Origin of the sequence: Hymenobacter aerilatus, assembly GCF_022921095.1 — a bacterium.
Classification (GTDB): domain Bacteria; phylum Bacteroidota; class Bacteroidia; order Cytophagales; family Hymenobacteraceae; genus Hymenobacter; species Hymenobacter aerilatus.
Map to the genome: position 1 here is coordinate 662,501 of NZ_CP095053.1, position 18,055 is coordinate 680,555.

An 18,055-nucleotide genomic window follows, 5' to 3' on the forward strand; every position below is an offset into this window, starting at 1 on the left:
GTGAAAAGAACCGGGAATACCGGAGTGAAAAGAACCTGAAACCGTGTGCTTACAAGCAGTTAGAGGGGATTCGTTCCCTGATAGCGTGCCTTTTGCATAATGAGCCTACGAGTTACTCCTCTCTGGCAAGGTTAAGTGTCTGAAGGCACGGAGCCGCAGCGAAAGCGAGTCTGAATAGGGCGCAGAGTCAGAGGGGGTAGACGCGAAACTTTGTGATCTACCCTTGGGCAGGTTGAAGGTTGGGTAACACCAACTGGAGGACCGAACCAGTTTCCGTTGAAAAGGATTTGGATGACCTGAGGGTAGGGGTGAAAGGCCAATCAAACTGAGAAATAGCTCGTACTCCCCGAAATGTATTTAGGTACAGCGTCGGTGTAGAGTTACGTGGAGGTAGAGCTACCGATAGGACTAGGGGGTGTCACAGCCTACCGAATCCTGACGAACTCCGAATGCCACGTAATATAACCGGCAGTGAGGCCTGGGGTGCTAAGGTCCCCGGCCGAGAGGGAAAGAACCCAGACCATCCGCTAAGGTCCCTAAATTCGGACTAAGTTGAACAAAGGAGGTCCACTTGCTTTGACAGCCAGGAGGTTGGCTTGGAAGCAGCCATTCCTTTAAAGAGTGCGTAACAGCTCACTGGTCGAGCGAGAGGGCATCGATAATACGCGGGCATCAAGTCCGGTACCGAAGCGATGGATTTGCATTATGTGCAAGTGGTAGGGGAGCATTCTAGCCGCGGTGAAGGTGACCTGTCAGGGTTGCTGGAGCAGCTAGAAAAGCAAATGTAGGCATGAGTAACGATAAGGCGGGTGCGAAACCCGCCCCCCGATAGACTAAGGTTTCCTGCTCAACGCTAATCGGAGCAGGGTTAGTCGGGACCTAAGGCTACGCCGAGAGGCTACGTCGATGGACAGCTGGTTGATATTCCAGCACTTATTTTATGGAGTGATGTAGTGACGCAGGAGTGAAAGATGCGCGGGCGGACGGAAGTGCCCGTTAAAGTGCGTAGGTATAGGGTTGGTAGGTAAATCCGCCGACTTTGCCGAAACATGATAGTACCTGGCGGCTTCGGCCAACGGGATAGTCATCCTAATCAGACTGCCAAGAAAACCTACTAAGCGTTTACTGTAAGATAACCCGTACCGCAAACCGACACAGGTAGTCAAGGAGAGCATCCTGAGGGGCTCGAGTGAATCACGGCCAAGGAACTCGGCAAAATGGTCCTGTAACTTCGGGAGAAGGGACGCTTCCTTGCAGCAATGCAAGAAGCCGCAGTGAAAAGGCCCAGGCGACTGTTTAACAAAAACACATGGCTTTGCGAACGCGTAAGCGGAAGTATAAGGCCTGACACCTGCCCGGTGCCGGAAGGTTAAGAGGGGGACTTAGTCGCAAGGCGAAGGTCTGAATCGAAGCCCCGGTAAACGGCGGCCGTAACTATAACGGTCCTAAGGTAGCGAAATTCCTTGTCGGGTAAGTTCCGACCTGCACGAATGGTGTAACGATCTGGGCGCTGTCTCAGCCGTGAGCTCGGTGAAATTGTAGTCTCGGTGAAGATGCCGAGTACCCGCCACGGGACGGAAAGACCCCGTGCACCTTTACTATAGCTTGCCATTGACGCTGGCTAACACATGTGTAGGATAGGTGGGAGACTGTGAACCGGTATCGCTAGGTATCGGGGAGTCAACGTTGAAATACCACCCTTGTGTTCGTCGGTGCCTAATCTGGAAACGGAAACAGTGGCTGGTGGGTAGTTTGACTGGGGTGGTCGCCTCCAAAAGAGTATCGGAGGCTTTCAAAGGTCCGCTCAGGCCGCTTGGTAACCGGCTGTAGAGCGCAATAGTAGAAGCGGGCTTGACTGTGAGGCCTACAAGCCGAGCAGGGTCGAAAGACGGATATAGTGATCCGGTGGTTCCGCATGGAAGGGCCATCGCTCAAAGGATAAAAGGTACGCCGGGGATAACAGGCTGATCTCCCCCAAGAGCTCATATCGACGGGGAGGTTTGGCACCTCGATGTCGGCTCGTCACGTCCTGGGGCTGGAGAAGGTCCCAAGGGTTCGGCTGTTCGCCGATTAAAGTGGCACGCGAGCTGGGTTCAGAACGTCGTGAGACAGTTCGGTCCCTATCTGTGGTGGGCGTTGGAGATTTGACAGGACCTGTCTTTAGTACGAGAGGACCGGGATGGACCAGCCGCTCGTGCACCGGTTGTGGCGCCAGCTGCAGCGCCGGGTAGCGACGCTGGGATGAGATAAGCGCTGAAAGCATCTAAGTGCGAAACTCACCTGAAGATGAGATCTCCCAATAGAAGAGTCGTGGTAGACGACCACGTGGATAGGCGCCAGGTCTAAGGCTAGAAATAGCGAAGCTGAGGCGTACTAATGACTCGAGCGCTTCTGCAAAGCAAGCTCACCTGTTTTCTTCTTACCCGTTACCTGCGTCAACGATTTTGTTGTTGTGCTCACTGAACACGAGCCAACCACACCAGCAATGGTGGCTGTAGCCCGGGTGTTCACCTCTTCCCATTCCGAACAGAGTCGTTAAGCCCCGGAGCGCCCATGGTACTGCCTTCACCGGCGGGAGAGTAGGTCGCCGCCAACTTTATTTACTGTCGCGAGGCCCCGGCCCGCGTCCTGACTGACAGGATGCGGCCGGGGCCTCCCGCATTTCAGCCCATCGCTGCTCTACCACCCGTGATTATCCTCTCTCCCTGCGTGCGGCGTGCTTAATGTTACCTCTCCCTGTGGACGTGCTAGCCCCACGTGTCTGTAGAGCTCAAAAAGGGCTATGAGCGAGATATAGAAGAATGATATTAGTGAGCCAGAAAGGTATACTCATTGATTCTATTCATTGAATCAACATTCCTATTCAGCTACCTGGAATGATTTAATGATGAATAAGTATCTATTTCCAATCAAACTTATTTCTATCACAAGTCACGCTTACTCATAGTGATATTAGTAATTGAGTAGATGGGAAATCTTACTGGATAAGAAACGTTAGCTTTGAGAAGCATGCGTGTCGCTGCTCTGCTTAGTTTGTAAACAAGAATGGCATTAACCTATCCTTGGTTTTTAGTAGGAATGCTAGCATTAGCAATTCCTCTTTTTATTCACCTTTTTGAGTTACGCAGGCCCCAGCGTATAGCTTTTACGAATGTTGGGTTCATTCGGGAGGTGAAGCTGGTCACAGCGAGACAACGTAAGGTAAAGCACATCCTTATTTTGCTGTGTCGTTTGCTGTTTCTGTCTTTTTTAGTCTTAGCATTCTGTCAACCTTTTATTAAAGCGCCTGAAGAACAACTAGGAGACAATAGGAATGTGCAGGTACTATTGGATACGTCAGCTAGCATGCAAACGCTAAGTGAAAACGAACAATCTTTGTTTGAGCAAGCCATACAACAGGCGCACGATCTGCCTACAGCCTATGCCTCATCATCAAGATTCTTTTTGAACAACAATCGGGTTGCTCTGTCCGCTGAAGCATTTCAGAATGAGATAGAGCAGTTGAAGCTAGTGTCTAACGGTAGCTCAAGATCTGCATTGTTGACTTCCCAGCAAAACAGACTTGCAAATAATCCTTCCTCCATATTTATACTTTCTGATTTTCAGAAAAACAGTTTCTCTTCAAAAAATATTAGCAGCTTAGACTCAAGTAAGCAAGTATTCTTAGTGCCATTAGCCGCAGCCCCTACCCACAATGTGTATGTAGACAGTGTCTGGATTGAAGATGCATTTGTGCGAGCAGAAAGCAATTTGCCTCTGCATATTCGGTTGCGTAATGGTGGTAAGGTTGAGGTACCGATATGCCGGGTCAAAGTTTTTGTGAAAGAACAGCAAGTAGCTGTACTACAGGTAGCAGTACCAGCGGCGCAAGAGGTTACAAATACAGTACAAATTCGGCTCACTGGTAGTGACCAGCAAGTATGCCGGGTGGAAATAGAAGATCTACCAGTGACATTTGACAACACTTATTTTTTTGTGTTGCAGGCGTCTCCACGTATTAACGTACTGGATGTAGTGGCAAATGCGCAAACTGCCACTCAGCGATTGTATGCCAATGAGGCCTTGTTTACTTATGCAAGTACACAGCCTGCACGATTACAGTATGGGCAGTTATCCAGTGCTAACGTAGTATTATTACAGGAGCTACCGCAAATAGAAGCGGGACTTCGTGATAATATTCAGCAAGTAGTAAAACAAGGTGGATCAGTTGTAATCATTCCGCCTACTACAAGCTCGGGTAGGGCCTCTTATACTGAGCTCTTCCAGTCTTTAGGTCTGAGCGGTATTCAATGGGAGCCTGTGGTTGCAGGCTCACCGGTGTTGCGTGAAGTGGCAATGCCTAATTTACAGAATCCGTTTTTCCAGGGCGTATTTACTGGCCCGACGCGGCAAACGGCGATGCCAAAGGTTGCACCCGTTTTGCGTTGGTCACGCTCGGGCAATGAGATTTTACGTATGCGTGACGGTGACGGCTACCTAGCGCGATTTACGAGTGGGCGTGGCAACGTATATATATTTGCGGCCCCATTCAGCGCGGTATACTCAGATTTTACTAGTCAGGCGCTGTTTGTACCAGTGATGTATCGATTGGCTATGCAGAGTTATCGGCAAGCTACGCAGCCAGCTTATCGATTAAATCAAGCGGTTGTATCAGTAACGGTGCCTACGGGTAGTCAGGGTAGTGCCGACCAAGTGTATAAGCTTACGCAAGACAGCTTGACATTCATACCAGTACAACGGCGAATAGAAAATAGAGTGCAATTCGAAGTACCACCAGCCATGCATTTGCCGGGCTACTATGTGCTCACGCGCAATGGGCAAGTGATTAGTACCTTGGCATTCAACGTGGATAAGCGCGAGTCGGAACTGGCAAGTTATTCCGCTGCAGAATTGAAGCAGTTGGTTGGACCAAACCGGCCAAATGTGCACGTATATAGTACAGCCAATGGTGAGTCCATAGCAGCGCGCTATCGCACTGAACGGGTAGGCACTCCCTTGTGGCGCTATTGCTTGTGGGCTGCGCTTGCGTTCCTACTGGCGGAGATAGTCGTGGTCCGGTTGCTAGGAAGAAGGACGGCCGGCGGTGTCCCAGTTAGTGCCGTTACAGCTTAAAGCGAATCGGGTATTTCTTGAGAAAGACTTCTATCTTGCTGCTTTCCTAAGAGTAGTCCTGTGCAATCTTCTTCGTCTTCCCATGTAATACTACGTACCGCGGTACGATTTGGAGTAGTTGCTGGCTTACTGAGCGTAGCTTGGATAGCAGCACTATATCTGATAGGAGTGAATCCATTTGGCGGGAAAAGGTTGATTACCATGCTATTTGTCGTAGGGGCAGTGTTGGCGGGCCAATGGTGGGTACGACGGTATTTTCAACAAGTAGGGCCCGGACTAGGCCGGTCGTTTGGAATGGGTATACTCACGGCGCTGGTGGCTGCAGTTGTATCGGCTACGGGCCTCTACGGCATTGCACAAGTAGCAGGGCCAAATGCCATGCAGCGCCATTTACTGGAAATGCGGCAGTTATTGGAGTCGAATAAAGAGGCTTACTTGCAGCAGCGCGATGGGCAGAAAGAGTATGAACGTACCTTGCAAAACTTAGCCAGCACACCACAAGGCCTAGCCGCTGATGATTTAAAGAATAAATTGCTTTTCGGTTTACTGATTAGCTTGCCAGGAGCAATTTTTTTCCGCCGGTAGTGCTCATTATTTATTTCACCACCAACTGATTTTGATATGGAAAACACTTCTACCTCCTCGGTTACTACTACCAGTGTAGGTGTACGCTACGGAATACTGACGGGTATTGCCAGCGTCATTATATCGCTGGTGCTGTATGCTACTAATCTTGAGCAGAGTCCGGTTCGTTGGATAAGTATGCTTGTTCTGGCCGGGGGTATCGTGTTGGCACATCAATTATTCAAGCAACACAACAATGGCTTTATGAGCTACGGGCAGGGCCTAGGTATTGGCGCCGTGGTAGGAGCGGTATCTGGTTTGATCAGCGGCGTTTATACGTTCATCTATTCCCAATTTATCAATCCTGATTTCCTGTCAATTGCTTTGAACAAAGCCCGCGCCGACATGGAAGCACGCGGCAACCTGTCGGACGAGCAGATTGAACAAGGCTTGCAGATGTCAGCTAAATTTATGGATGGGCCTTTCCTGTATATCGGAGCTATACTGGGCACGCTGTTTTTTGCTTTTCTGTTTGCCTTGGTAATATCGGCTTTCACTAAACACAAGCGTCCCGAGTTTGAGTAAGCGTAGTTCCTACTTTCCCGTTGAGCTTTCCATCGTTATTCCATTGCTCAATGAGGCCGAATCGTTGCCAGAACTCACGCGCTGGATTCATCGTGTGCTCACGCAGCATGGGCTTACCTATGAGGTGCTGCTAATAGACGACGGCTCGACAGACGAATCGTGGGCGGTGATTGAGGAACTGGCCGAGGCGGATTCCCATCTACGAGGTATTCGCTTCAACCGCAACTATGGTAAATCTGCGGCTTTAAACGTAGGTTTCAAGGAGACGCAGGGTAGGGTAGTGTGTACTATGGATGCGGATTTGCAGGACTCGCCGGAGGAACTGCCCGAACTCTACCGCATGATCACGCAGGACGACTATGATTTGGTGAGCGGTTGGAAAAAGAAGCGCTACGACCCACTGAGTAAGACCATTCCGACCAAGCTGTTCAATGGCGTTACGCGTTGGATTTCAGGTATTCAGCTACACGATTTCAACTGTGGTTTAAAAGCGTATAGCCAGCGCGTGGTGAAGAGCATCGAGGTTTACGGCGAAATGCACCGGTATATTCCGGTCATTGCCAAGTGGGCGGGCTTTCGTAAAATTGGTGAGAAGGTAGTGCAGCACCAAGAGCGGAAGTACGGAACTACCAAATTTGGGCTAGAGCGCTTTGTATACGGTTTTCTGGACCTGCTGAGTATCACCTTCGTAAGTCGGTTTCGGAAGCGTCCCATGCACTTTTTCGGGACGGTAGGGGCACTTTCGTTCCTGATAGGCATGCTGATTACGCTGTGGCTAGTAGGCGAAAAGGTGTACTTGGCTACCCAAAACCTGCACGCCCGCGACGTAACCAGTCAGCCATTGTTTTTCCTGGCATTGGTGGCCGTAGTAGTAGGTGTACAGGTATTTGTAGCGGGTTTTCTGGCAGAAATGATTCAGCTGAACGGACCGCGCAAAAATCAGTACCTTATTCGTGAGAAGCTGAATATCAATTAACAACGAATGAACGTCGTCATCATTGGGCCGGCCTACCCCTTACGCGGCGGACTAGCCACCTACAATGAACGGTTGGCCCGTGCCTTCCGTGAAGCCGGGGATGAAGTGCGGCTGGTTACGTTTTCGTTGCAATATCCTGGTTTTCTCTTTCCGGGTCAGACGCAGTTTAGCACGGAGCCCGGTCCTGCCGATTTATCTATTGAAGTCAGCATCAATTCCGTAAATCCTTGGTCGTGGTGGCGGGTAGGGGAGCAGCTGCGCCGTGAAAAGCCCGATCTGGTGGTGTTTCGATTTTGGCTGCCCTTTATGGGGCCGGCATTGGGGAGTATAGCCCGCCGTATCCGCCGTAACCGCCACACGCGCCTCGTGGCCATCACCGACAACGTAGTTCCCCACGAAAAGCGCCCCGGTGACCGGCCGCTCACGCGCTATTTTCTGAAAGCTTGCCACGGGTTTGTGACGATGAGCCGTGCCGTGCTGGCTGATTTGCGCCGCTTGCACTTCCGTCAGCCGGCGCAATACCAGCCTCATCCGCTTTACGATAATTTCGGGGCGCTACGCACCAAGCAAGAAGCCCTGCAAGCACTTGGTCTCGACCCGCAATTTGGCTACCTATTATTTTTCGGTTTCATCAGGGCCTACAAAGGTTTGGATATTCTGTTGGAAGCCTTTGCCGATGAGCGGTTGCAGCAGCTGCCCGTGAAGCTCATTATTGCCGGCGAATTTTACGAAGATGCCGCGCCGTATGAGGCACTCATTCAACAACACGGGTTGGAAAGTCGCTTGGTGCGAGCCACCGATTTTATTCCGAATGAACAAGTAGCAGACTACTTCTGCACTGCTGATCTGATAGTGCAGCCTTACAAGCACGCCACCCAGAGTGGCGTTTCGCAGATTGCCTACCACTTCGAACGACCTATGCTGGTGACGGATGTAGGTGGTCTGGCCGAGTTAATTCCGGACGGAGAGGTAGGCTACGTAGTGAAACCCACGGCTACAGCCATTGCCGATGCGCTGGTCGATTTCTACCAGCATCAGCGTGAAACCGAGTTTGCCGCGGGCGTATGGGCACGCAAAAAGCAGTTCTCGTGGAGCGAGATGGTAAAAGCGTTGAAGCAGGTAGCCGTTGATTGAGCTAACAGCTACTAGTTTTCACCAAATGAGAGCAGCTATTAGCTAACCGTAATGCTTGCCTGCACAGCCGCAAATACCTTTTCCGCGGGCAATTCTTCCATGCAGCTGGTGCCTAGCTTGCAGGTGCCCCGATAGAAGCACACACACGAGCGGTCGGGCTGCACAAGTTGGCCGCGGCCGTATAGGTCGAACTCGTAGGGGTTGAAAATATTGTTCATCAGCACCGTAGACTTGCGCAGGGCAATGCTGATGTGCATGGCCATGGTCACTTGTGTCACAATGACGTCCATCTGGTAGAGCAGGTTGATGAACTGTTGCAGAGGAAACGTGCCGGGGTAGGCAGCGCCGGTAGCCGCATGTAGGCGGCGGTTCCGTTCGTCCTCCGCCTCGCCACCGAGCAGCACGGGCGCGTATCCGGCCTGTTGCAGTTGTGTGATGAGGGAAATCCATTTCTCATCGGACCATAGACGCGTAGTCCACCGGTCGCCGCAACCGGTATTGAGGCCAATGCGCGGGCTGCCTTGGGGTAGGACATTCCAGTTATAGCCCTTATCCTCGTGCGTGTCGAACACGTATTCTTCACCTCGAAACTCGAAGCCGCACAGCTCAAAAATTTCCTGCACGTAGGGCTTGCGGTTTTCCAGGCTCAGCTGGTCAAATACGCCAGTCAGAAATTTGTGATTAGCCAGCTCGTTGCCAGGCCAGGCCACGCCATACTGCGGATGCAGACGGTAGCCGAATTTCTGGGTGGCCCGAATGGTGTCGTACAGCGCGCAGGCCTCTTTATCCTTATCAAGATTGAAGAGCACGTCAAATTCTCGCGCCTGCAAGTGCAGCGTGGCCGACAGATCGAGTTTCAATACTTCATCAATTTCGCCTTGGGGTAGGATGGCCGGCGTGAGGGTAAGCCACGTAATCTTGGCGGCGGGGTACTCCTGACGCAGCCGCCGAAGCAATGGCGTAGTACGAATTACGTCGCCAATGGCACCGAGCTTAATAATGAGAATACGCTGTTGCACGGGGACATACGCCGGGCAATCGGCGCACAGGTAGCCATGTTCTTTATTGGGTCGGCAGGGGATATCGCCCCGGAAGTGGCGGCAATCGGGACGAACCACAACGCCAGCGAGAAGCTCAGACACAGGAGAAAACAGGAGGTGGAAGCGGTAAAAATAGCAGGCAAAACGTGATAAACCGGCGCCGCGGCCGGGTTGTCAAATCAAATCGAAGGCGCGGGCATACTGCGACAGATCGAAAAAAGTATCGGCGTGCAGCTTTTGCTTGATGTTGCGGCGGTGCGTTTCTACGGTGCGTTCTGAGATAAAGAGGCGCTCGGCAATGTCGGCGGCACTGTGGCTCAGGGCCAGTAGGTGCAGGATTTCCCGCTCACGTTTGGTGAGCTGAGCAAAATGCTGATGGTGCTGCCGCAGAAAATCACGCTCATCCAGCAGGCGTTGCATCTTGGCGGTAAGGTGCAAACTAGCATCCAATGGGCTAGCAAAGCAGAACAAGAGTAAGGGTAGGCCATCGTCGCCGCGCAGTAGCAGGCGCATAGTGGTCAGGTACCAATCCCACTCCACGCTCGGGCTGGCGCGGGCCTGCTGAAAGAATGTGATGATCTGGTCTGGATCATTCTTCGCCACCAAGCCCAGAATATGCGGCACATACTCCAGCGACTCCTGCTGATTAAAAAAACGCGTGTGGTAGGCCGGGCCAAGAGCTCGTAGCTCGGGTAAGGTAGTCTGCAACAAGTGCAGCCCCATCTCCGACATATACTCCACGCAAGTAGTTCGGGTATTCAGAATGATGATGACGCCGGGATACAAGTTAGCCGTAGGCGCTATTTCGGCTACTTTCGCTTCTATCAACGCACGATACATTCCGGGAAAGGTAGGGTAGAAGAGTAAGTATGTTGATGCATCGATTACAGCAATATCAATCAATGCATCAACATACTTATTTTCATCTATATGCCTACGTAATTCATCGGCGAAATAGCGCGTAGTTCCTCCTTTACGCTTTCGGATACTTCCAGCGTATCCACAAATTCGCGGATGGTGTGCTCGGTGATAGAACCGTGGGTGCGCGTGAGGGCTTTGAGGGCGTTGTAGGGGTCGGGGTAGTTTTCGCGGCGCAGGATGGTCTGAATAGCTTCAGCTACTACCGGCCAGTTGGCCTCCAGGTCGCGGTGCAGGGCAGATTCATCGAGGGCCAGCTTGTTGAGGCCGCGTTGCAGGGCCTGCAAGGCAATCAGCGAATGGCCGAGCGGCACGCCTAGGTTGCGCAGCACTGTAGAATCGGTCAGGTCGCGTTGGAGGCGGGAAATGGGAAGCTTAGCAGCCAAGTGCTCCAGCACGGCGTTGGCCATGCCCAGATTACCCTCGGCATTTTCAAAATCGATGGGGTTGACCTTATGCGGCATGGCCGATGACCCTACCTCTCCGGCCTTAATAGTCTGCCGGAAATACCCCATCGAAATGTACTGCCACACGTCGCGTGCCAGATCAATTAGAATGGTGTTGAGGCGCTTGAGGCCGTCGCAGAGAGCGGCCAGGTGGTCGTAGTGCTCAATCTGGGTGGTAGGGTAGGAGCGCGACAAACCCAACTTATCCACAAACTGGTTGCCGAACTGGTGCCAGTCGATGCCAGGGTAGGCCACGTGGTGAGCGTTGAAATTGCCGGTAGCGCCACCAAACTTGGCTCCAAACGGCACCTGCGCCAGCAGTGCCACCTGGGCATCCAGCCGGGCCACAAACACCTGAATTTCCTTGCCCAGGCGGGTAGGCGAGGCCGGCTGTCCGTGCGTGCGGGCCAGCATGGGCACCGCGGCCCATTCCTGTGCCCGCGCCGCCAGTTGGTTGCGTACGGCTGCATAGGCGGGCAACAACGTTTCCAGCAGGCCTTCGCGCAGGCTCAATGGAATGGCCGTATTATTGACATCCTGAGACGTAAGCCCGAAGTGAATAAACTCTAGGTAATCAGCAAGGCCCAGGGCCGTAAACTGGTCGCGTAGAAAGTATTCCACAGCCTTCACGTCGTGGTTCGTCACTTTTTCGTGCGCTTTCACAGCCTCGGCATCGGCCTCCGAAAAGTTTCTATAGATGGCGCGCAACTGCTCGAATACTTGTGTATTTACCCCGCTCAGCTGGGGTAGGGGCAGTTCGCATAGCGCGATGAAATACTCTACCTCCACCAACACGCGGTAGCGAATCAGGGCCAACTCGGAGAAGTACGGGGCCAGCGCGGCGGCAGTGCGGCGGTAGCGACCATCGAGAGGCGAGAGGGCGGTGAGGGGCGAAAGCGAGAGGTAGGCAGTGGAAGTGGACATGCAGAAGAAAAATAACCCGTTGGGGCCAAAGGTAGTAAAGGCCAACAGGATGCCGATGCGGCACACCTGCCTTTTCGTACCTTTGTATCTTCTCCCTACCCCAAGCCCGGCACGAATCTAGCGCATCGGGCTACTCAGTTTATCTCTCCGAAACGTTCGCGTGACTCCAGCAACGAAGAAAAAAATCGGTATCGGTCTGGGCATCCTAGTGGTGCTGCTGGCCGGTGCATTTGGCGTGTTCCTTCTCAAGCGTCAGCAACTGTTGCAATATGCCATGCAGCAGGTAAAAAGCAAGGTAGAGCGCAAATACCCCCTCACGCTGGCTTTCGGCCCGGCCCGGTTCACCGATTGGAACTCAGTGCAGATTGACGGCGTGAGCCTGGTGCCCGTAGCGGGCCCGGCCGTGGCCGCTGATACGCTGCTGCAAGCCCGCTTGATTAAAGCCTCGGTGAGCCTCCGGTCGTTGTTTGCGCTGCGGCCCGTGTTCAGCAACCTCGAAATTGACGATGCCCGCCTGACCGCCCGTAGAACGGCGGCGCAGGATAATTTTTCCTTTCTCTATAAAAAGAAAAAAGGAGAGCCGGTAGTGAAGCGCGATACGACCAAGGGCGCCAACTACGGGCTGCTGGCCAACCAACTGCTGGAAGCCGCTTTCGATAATGTGCCGGGCCAGGCTAGCTTCCGGCGCTTTCTGGTTACCTACCGTAGTCCTAAGCACAATGCAACCATCGAGATGCCACAGCTGGCGATTGAAGACGGTGACATCAACGGCCAGCTGCTTACCAACATCGACTCGGTGGCCAACCAGCTAGGCGTGCAGGGCCACATCGAGCCCGGCGACTATGAGCTCAATGCCTCCTTGTTTGGCCTGAACCAGCAAGCCGTGACGCTGCCCTACCTGCAGCGGCGCTTCAATGCCCGCGTGCAGTTTGATACGCTACAGTTAAGCCTAGATGGGAAGGAGTATGGCAGCGAAGAGCTAACAGTACGCGGCACGGCGTCGGCGGTTAATTTCAAAGTATATCAGCCCAAAATTGCAACCCGCGACATTGTGGTGCGCCACGGTGGCCTCAATTTTATTACGACACTGGGACAAGAGTCTTTTGCGCTGGAAAAAGGCTCCAAAATCCGGCTGAACCGGATGGAGCTATACCCCGAATTCAGCGTGCGCAAGCTGCCGTACAAACAGCGGGTGATTGGGAAGAAGGTGAACGGCGTGACCTCACGCAACGACTTGCTGGCGGGCTTGCAGGTAGCCATCGATGTGAACTCAGCCGAAACCAAGGCCAATGATTTTTTCGCCTCCCTACCCGAAGGCATGTTTGAGACGCTGGAAGGTATGCAGGGCGAAGGCACGCTTACCTACAGCCTGCACACGGCCCTGGACATGAACCAGGTAGATAGTCTGGAGTTCAACTCGTCGCTGAAAGGAAAAAACTTCCGCATTACGAAGTTCGGTGCCGAAAACCTGAACAAGCTGAATGAAGACTTCGCCTATACTGCCTACAACGACAAAGGCGACTCCATCAAAACCTTCCTGGTAGGGCCATCCAATCCGGATTTTGTACCCTATAATCAGATTTCCAACTACCTGAAAGGCGCTATCCAGACGGCTGAAGACCCACGCTTTTTCTTGCACAAAGGCTTTATGGAAAAGGCTTTTGTGAAATCGGCTATTCAGAACATCAAGGAGCGGCGGTTTGCCCGCGGCGGCAGCACTATCTCCATGCAGTTGGTGAAGAACGTATTCCTGACGCGGCAGAAAACCGTGGCCCGCAAGGTGGAAGAAATGCTGATTGTATGGCTGCTGGAAAACACGCGCCTGGTATCGAAAGAGCGAATGTTTGAGGTTTACCTGAACATCATCGAGTGGGGCCCGAAAATCTATGGGGTGAAGGATGCCGCCCGTTTTTACTTTGCCAAGCAGCCGGCCAACCTCAACTTGTCGGAAAGCCTGTACTTGGCCAGCATCATTCCCAAACCCAAGTTCTACCGCTATTCCTTTGACAGCTACGGCAACCTGCGTGGCTCGGCGCGCTACTTCTACCGCCTCATTGCGGGCCTGATGGCACGCAAAGGCCTCATTCCGCAGGAAAACTACGATAACCTATCGTTGGGGGTAGCACTGAACGGACCAGCCCGTAAGTACATCGTAACGGCTGTAGACACAGTACGGACCGTGGTGCCGGCCGATACGGCACAGTTTGAGCCGCTAGATCTGATAGATTTGCTGGGTGGCGGCACGCCGCGTACCCCCGACGAAGGGGCCAATACGGCGCCGCCTACCACGGCCCCGCCACGAGTTCCGTAAGGCTTCTTTTATAGCCGCACAAGCGTGCTTTCCTGAGTGGAAAGCACGCTTTTTTTATGATTCTATGGTAGTGGCTTTTCGGCTTTGGGAAACAGCACTGACAGAAGCACCGAGCCCAGTAAAATAGCCCCTACTATACCCAGCGCAATACCCATCGAAATGTGTACATACTCACTGAGTAGCAGCTTGCCGCCAATGAAGATTAAAATAAAGGACAAGCCGTAGTGCAGGTAGTGAAATAAGCGCATCAGGCCGGCCAGTGCGAAATACATAGCACGCAGGCCCAGAAGGGCAAATACGTTGGAAGTAAACACAATAAACGTGTCGCGCGATACGGCCAGAATAGCCGGAATGGAGTCGGCAGCGAAGACTACGTCCGTTGTCTCTACCATCACCAGTACCACAAAGAGTGGGGTAGCAAACAATACCCCATTACGGCGCAGGAAAAACTCGGGCCCATCAATGCGGTTGGTAAGAGGCAGATGACGGCCTAAGAACTTAACAATAGGATTGGCCTCAGGGTCAATCTCGGGGTCGTTGGCGCTAATGGCCATTTTGACGCCCGTATACACAAGAAAAGCACCTAGCAGATAAAGCAGAAAGTGAAATTTAGCCAGCAACGCTGCTCCCGCCAGAATGAAAGCAGCCCGTAATACCAACGCGCCGATAATTCCCCAGAATAGAATCTTGTGCTGATACTGCGCAGGTACCTTGAAGTAGCTGAAAATCAGCAGAAAAACAAATAGGTTATCGACGCTTAAGGACTTCTCGATGAGGTAGCCCGTCAGAAATTCCAAACCAGCTTGGCGCCCCATGGTACGGTACACCAAATAGTTGAAGCCTAGCGATAAGGCTATCCAAAAGGTACTCCAGCCCAGGGCTTCGCGCATACGCACCACGTGCGCTTTGCGGTTGAGCACCAGCAAATCGAGCAAGAGCATGGCCAGCACGAACACGACGAAGCCGGCCCAGAAGAAAGGAGTATTTTCCATGCGTAGCCCAAGATACGAGGCTGCGCATATTTTGATAGTCAGCTGCTTGGAATCAGCCGGGAAGTACTAACGGCTTTTTGATGCCGCTGGCAAAATAGCTCCCTCGTTAGAAGCAGCTGCCTGCGCCGTTGCCCGATTGAAGCGCCTAAACCAGCTAGATACTTTCATTTGCAGAACTCCAAAAAAAGCTTCTTTAAAAATGCCTTTGCTCATTTTGGAGGTGCCCCGCGTGCGGTCGGTGAAAATAATGGGTACTTCTTTGATACGGAACCCATATTTGTAGGCCAGCCATTTCATTTCAATCTGAAAAGCATAGCCCACAAACCGGATACGGTGCCGCACCACTGTGCGCAACACCTTCGCTGAGTAACATTTAAAGCCCGCGGTGGCGTCCATGATGGGCATTCCGGTTACAATGCGCACGTAAGCCGAGGCAAACCACGACATCAGCACGCGGTCCATAGGCCAGTTTACCACGTTCACGCCCTGAATATAGCGCGAGCCAATGGCCAGGTCGTAGCCCTGCTGCGTACAGGCTTCATAGAGGCGAATCAGGTCTTCGGGATTGTGGGAGAAGTCCGCATCCATCTCGAAAACATAGCCATAGTCGCGCCGCAGCGCCCACCGGAAACCGTGGAGGTAGGCTGTGCCTAATCCTTGCTTACCGGCGCGCTCTTCCAAAAACAAGCGGTCTGGAAACTCCTGCTGAAGCTGCCGCACCACAGCAGCCGTACCATCGGGCGAGCCATCATCAATAACGAGCACATCGAAGGCTGCGGGTAGCGAAAAGACCTTTCGCACGATTAGCTCCGCGTTTTCGCGCTCATTGTAAGTAGGAATCAGGACCAGCCCATTGTTCATGCGACAAAGGTAGGAGGATGGGTGAAATGGTGGAATTGCGGAAAGGTATAAAGAGCGTGGTATGCCAACAGACCTAATCAAGCAGTGGGGCGAAAACTAATGACTAGCCAGTTCGCCAGCCAGCCGCCGGGCGTGACGGATGCAATCGGGAACGCCTACCCCGGCCAGCCAGTTGGCGGTGGTGTAAATGCACTGCTCTGCCAAGGTAGCGGCGGCAGCGTGCGCCGGCACTATACGAGCATCAAATTGTGGAATGGCCCGCTCCCAATAGTAACGAAACTGCCCCGTAGGTTGCCCCTGAATCCCATACAGCTGACTCAATTCCTGGTGCACAGCAGCTTTCTGCGCCGCTTCGGGCTGCCGGGCCTGCTCTTCGTACTGTGCACCGCCCACGAAGGTAGTGAACAGCACCTCACCCGTCGGCGCACGTTCCGGAAACAACGATGTAGTCCAGACGCTACCGGCAGCGTAGCGGTTTTCTTTTTTTGGGTGCAAGGCCCCGAAACCATCCAACGGATGCGTGACGGCCTTGCGGGGGTAGGACGAGTAAACAGCAGCCATGGGCGGGTAGTACACATCAGCCAAAGCGGCAGCTTCTGGCGTGAACTGTGGTTTGAGCAGCGCCGCGGCCGCATACGCAGGCAGCGCCAGCACCACAGCTGAGTAGGGGGTAGGCAGCGCCCCGGCAGAAGTATGTAGCTGATAAGCGCCATCAGATTGGCGGATGATAGTTACAATGGCCTTTCCGCTATGGTAGTGAGCAAGTTGTTGGGCAAGCGTATCCGTCAGCGTTTGCAAGCCGCCTTGCAGCGAAACAATGCGCCGCCGCTGCCCGCCGCCACTTTTGGCCAAACCTTTCAACACAGAACCGTGAGCTTGCTCCATCGCTGCCAATTGGGGGAAGGTTTTATGCAGTAGCAGCTGCTCCGGGTCGCCGGCATAAATGCCAGAAATGAACGGGTTCAGCGCGTAATCAACCAACTCCTGACCGAAACGACGACGGATGAAACCGGCCAGCGTTTCGTTGGGGTTAGCTGGGCCAGCCGGGCGGCTCAACTCGCGCAGGATGTGGTAGCGGGCCTTCAGGCTGAAAAAGCCGCTGAATAACAGTTGTTGCGGCTTGCCGGGTAGCTTGCGGTAGTGGCCATTGCGCAGCACGTAGCGGTTGGCACTCACGGCCGCCGTATCCTGAAGTTGCTCGGTGAGGCCAAGGTCTTGGATCAGGTCGCGCAGGTCGTCGCTGAGTTGAAGGGAGTTAGGGCCGGTTTCGAGCAGGTAGCCGTCGTGGTGCTGGGTGCGAATGGTGCCACCGGGCCGGTCGCTGGCTTCAAATAGGTCGTAGGCAACACCGGCCTGCTGCAGATACCACGCCGTGGTAAGGCCCGAGATACCACCGCCGATAATGGCTATAGCCATAAAGTGAGCTGGTGAAATAGTGAGAGGATGCGTTAGTCAAAACACCATCGTAGCACGCTGAGTTTAGAGAAACTGCGAAATCAGATCAGCTGAATGGCCTGCATCGGCGCAAAAGACGCAAATTTGCGCTTGCTTTTTCTCGCGACGCGCTTCCTTTTTGTACCGCCCCATATGTTGCCTACCTTCAGCAGAGCTATTTTTCTGGACCGTGACGGCGTCTTGAACGACGAAATCGGGGACTACATCCTAGATGTGGATAAGTTTGTAGTATCGCCGGGAGTGCCTGAAAGCCTGGCCCGGTTGAAGGCGGCCGGCTACTACCTCATTGTGGTAACCAACCAGGCCGGTATTGCCAAGCAGCTCTATGATGATCAGCATGTAACAGCTTGCCACAACAAGCTACAAGCGGCCTGCAACCACTTAATTGATGCGTTCTACTACGCGCCGGGACATCCATCGGTGAGCGAGTCACTCTCCCGCAAACCGGGCTCCTTGATGCTGGAAAAAGCTATTGCCCGCTTCCGGCTGGATCCTGCGCAGTGCTGGATTATTGGCGACCGGCTCCGCGACTTAGAAGCCGGAGCGCGGGTAGGCGTACGGGGCATTCTGGTGGGCCATTCCGAAGCGTATGCGGCCACGCCCTACGCGGTAGATCTGGCCGCCGCTACGGACCTTATTCTGGCTGAGGGATAGGCGCAGCTTGCGCGGTGAGCACTATAGCTGGTGCAGCGCATGGAAGGGTAGGCTGTTTGTGCGTGCAAGCAGGGCAACCAGAC

General features: G+C 53.3%; 13 protein-coding genes and 2 rRNA genes (1 of these 15 only partly in view). 9 read left to right on the forward strand and 6 right to left on the reverse strand.

The annotated features are described in order from the left end of the window. The 7 genes from MUN82_RS02795 to MUN82_RS02825 all read left to right on the forward strand — a co-directional run. Positions 1–2,397: ribosomal RNA gene (locus tag MUN82_RS02795) — 23S ribosomal RNA — on the forward strand; it begins 510 nt to the left of the window's first position. 87 nt (positions 2,398–2,484) lie between these two features. Continuing rightward, positions 2,485–2,596: ribosomal RNA gene (gene rrf / locus MUN82_RS02800) — 5S ribosomal RNA — on the forward strand. A gap of 449 nt (positions 2,597–3,045) precedes the next feature. Further along, a complete protein-coding gene (locus tag MUN82_RS02805) occupies positions 3,046–5,112 on the forward strand; it encodes a BatA domain-containing protein (RefSeq protein ID WP_245094808.1) in 2,067 nt (688 codons plus the stop codon). A gap of 60 nt (positions 5,113–5,172) precedes the next feature. After that, positions 5,173–5,697, forward strand: a complete 525-nt coding sequence (locus MUN82_RS02810; RefSeq protein ID WP_245094810.1) for a DUF4199 domain-containing protein — start codon at positions 5,173–5,175, stop codon at positions 5,695–5,697. 36 nt (positions 5,698–5,733) lie between these two features. Continuing rightward, complete coding sequence (locus MUN82_RS02815; protein WP_245094812.1) at positions 5,734–6,261, forward strand: DUF4199 domain-containing protein; 528 nt, start codon at positions 5,734–5,736, stop codon at positions 6,259–6,261. Then, the gene (locus MUN82_RS02820; protein WP_245094813.1) at positions 6,254–7,237 is read left to right on the forward strand and encodes a glycosyltransferase family 2 protein; all 984 of its coding nucleotides are present in this window, start codon (positions 6,254–6,256) and stop codon (positions 7,235–7,237) included. Before MUN82_RS02815 ends, MUN82_RS02820 begins: the two co-directional genes overlap by 8 nt. 6 nt (positions 7,238–7,243) lie before the next feature. After that, a complete protein-coding gene (locus MUN82_RS02825; protein WP_245094815.1) occupies positions 7,244–8,371 on the forward strand; it encodes a glycosyltransferase in 1,128 nt (375 codons plus the stop codon). 38 nt (positions 8,372–8,409) lie between these two features. Here the strand turns inward: MUN82_RS02825 and MUN82_RS02830 are convergent, their stop codons facing one another. The 3 genes from MUN82_RS02830 to purB all read right to left on the reverse strand — a co-directional run bounded on the left by MUN82_RS02830 (position 8,410) and on the right by purB (position 11,699). Then, positions 8,410–9,513: a glycosyltransferase family 9 protein gene (locus MUN82_RS02830; protein ID WP_245094817.1), complete on the reverse strand. Its 1,104-nt coding sequence runs from the start codon at positions 9,511–9,513 to the stop codon at positions 8,410–8,412. Between the two features lie 72 nt (positions 9,514–9,585). Next, positions 9,586–10,251 carry a helix-turn-helix domain-containing protein gene (locus tag MUN82_RS02835; RefSeq protein WP_245094819.1) on the reverse strand — a complete coding sequence of 222 codons (666 nt, stop codon included), beginning with the start codon at positions 10,249–10,251 and terminating at the stop codon, positions 9,586–9,588. 86 nt (positions 10,252–10,337) lie between these two features. Further along, a complete protein-coding gene (gene purB / locus MUN82_RS02840) occupies positions 10,338–11,699 on the reverse strand; it encodes an adenylosuccinate lyase (protein ID WP_245094820.1) in 1,362 nt (453 codons plus the stop codon). A 160-nt stretch (positions 11,700–11,859) separates the two neighbouring features. Here purB and MUN82_RS02845 point away from each other — a divergent pair, with 160 nt between their 5' ends. Next, a complete protein-coding gene (locus MUN82_RS02845; RefSeq protein WP_245094822.1) occupies positions 11,860–14,010 on the forward strand; it encodes a transglycosylase domain-containing protein in 2,151 nt (716 codons plus the stop codon). A 62-nt stretch (positions 14,011–14,072) separates the two neighbouring features. Here MUN82_RS02845 and MUN82_RS02850 read toward each other — a convergent pair whose 3' ends face one another. From MUN82_RS02850 to hemG, 3 genes are all read right to left on the reverse strand, one after another. Further along, on the reverse strand, positions 14,073–15,002 hold the full coding sequence (locus tag MUN82_RS02850; RefSeq protein ID WP_245094823.1) for a TerC family protein: 930 nt from the start codon (positions 15,000–15,002) through the stop codon (positions 14,073–14,075). 66 nt (positions 15,003–15,068) lie between these two features. Next, on the reverse strand, positions 15,069–15,863 hold the full coding sequence (locus MUN82_RS02855; RefSeq protein WP_245094824.1) for a polyprenol monophosphomannose synthase: 795 nt from the start codon (positions 15,861–15,863) through the stop codon (positions 15,069–15,071). A 96-nt stretch (positions 15,864–15,959) separates the two neighbouring features. Then, positions 15,960–17,279 carry a protoporphyrinogen oxidase gene (gene hemG, locus MUN82_RS02860; RefSeq protein WP_245094826.1) on the reverse strand — a complete coding sequence of 440 codons (1,320 nt, stop codon included), beginning with the start codon at positions 17,277–17,279 and terminating at the stop codon, positions 15,960–15,962. 171 nt (positions 17,280–17,450) lie between these two features. Here hemG and MUN82_RS02865 point away from each other — a divergent pair, with 171 nt between their 5' ends. Beyond that, positions 17,451–17,972 (forward strand): D-glycero-alpha-D-manno-heptose-1,7-bisphosphate 7-phosphatase, encoded by a 522-nt coding sequence (locus tag MUN82_RS02865; RefSeq protein WP_245094827.1) that lies wholly within the window; start codon positions 17,451–17,453, stop codon positions 17,970–17,972. Positions 17,973–18,055: the final 83 nt, after the last annotated feature.

Excerpts from the sequence above, each read along its gene's own strand:
- MUN82_RS02805 (WP_245094808.1), top strand. The coding sequence starts at position 3,046 with ATGGCATTAACCTATCCTTGGTTTTTAGTAGGAATGCTAGCATTAGCA.
- MUN82_RS02865 (WP_245094827.1), top strand. The coding sequence starts at position 17,451 with ATGTTGCCTACCTTCAGCAGAGCTATTTTTCTGGACCGTGACGGCGTC.
- MUN82_RS02850 (WP_245094823.1), bottom strand. The coding sequence starts at position 15,002 with ATGGAAAATACTCCTTTCTTCTGGGCCGGCTTCGTCGTGTTCGTGCTG.
- MUN82_RS02855 (WP_245094824.1), bottom strand. The coding sequence starts at position 15,863 with ATGAACAATGGGCTGGTCCTGATTCCTACTTACAATGAGCGCGAAAAC.
- MUN82_RS02835 (WP_245094819.1), bottom strand. The coding sequence starts at position 10,251 with ATGTATCGTGCGTTGATAGAAGCGAAAGTAGCCGAAATAGCGCCTACG.
- hemG (WP_245094826.1), bottom strand. The coding sequence starts at position 17,279 with ATGGCTATAGCCATTATCGGCGGTGGTATCTCGGGCCTTACCACGGCG.
- MUN82_RS02815 (WP_245094812.1), top strand. The coding sequence starts at position 5,734 with ATGGAAAACACTTCTACCTCCTCGGTTACTACTACCAGTGTAGGTGTA.
- purB (WP_245094820.1), bottom strand. The coding sequence starts at position 11,699 with ATGTCCACTTCCACTGCCTACCTCTCGCTTTCGCCCCTCACCGCCCTC.
- MUN82_RS02825 (WP_245094815.1), top strand. The coding sequence starts at position 7,244 with ATGAACGTCGTCATCATTGGGCCGGCCTACCCCTTACGCGGCGGACTA.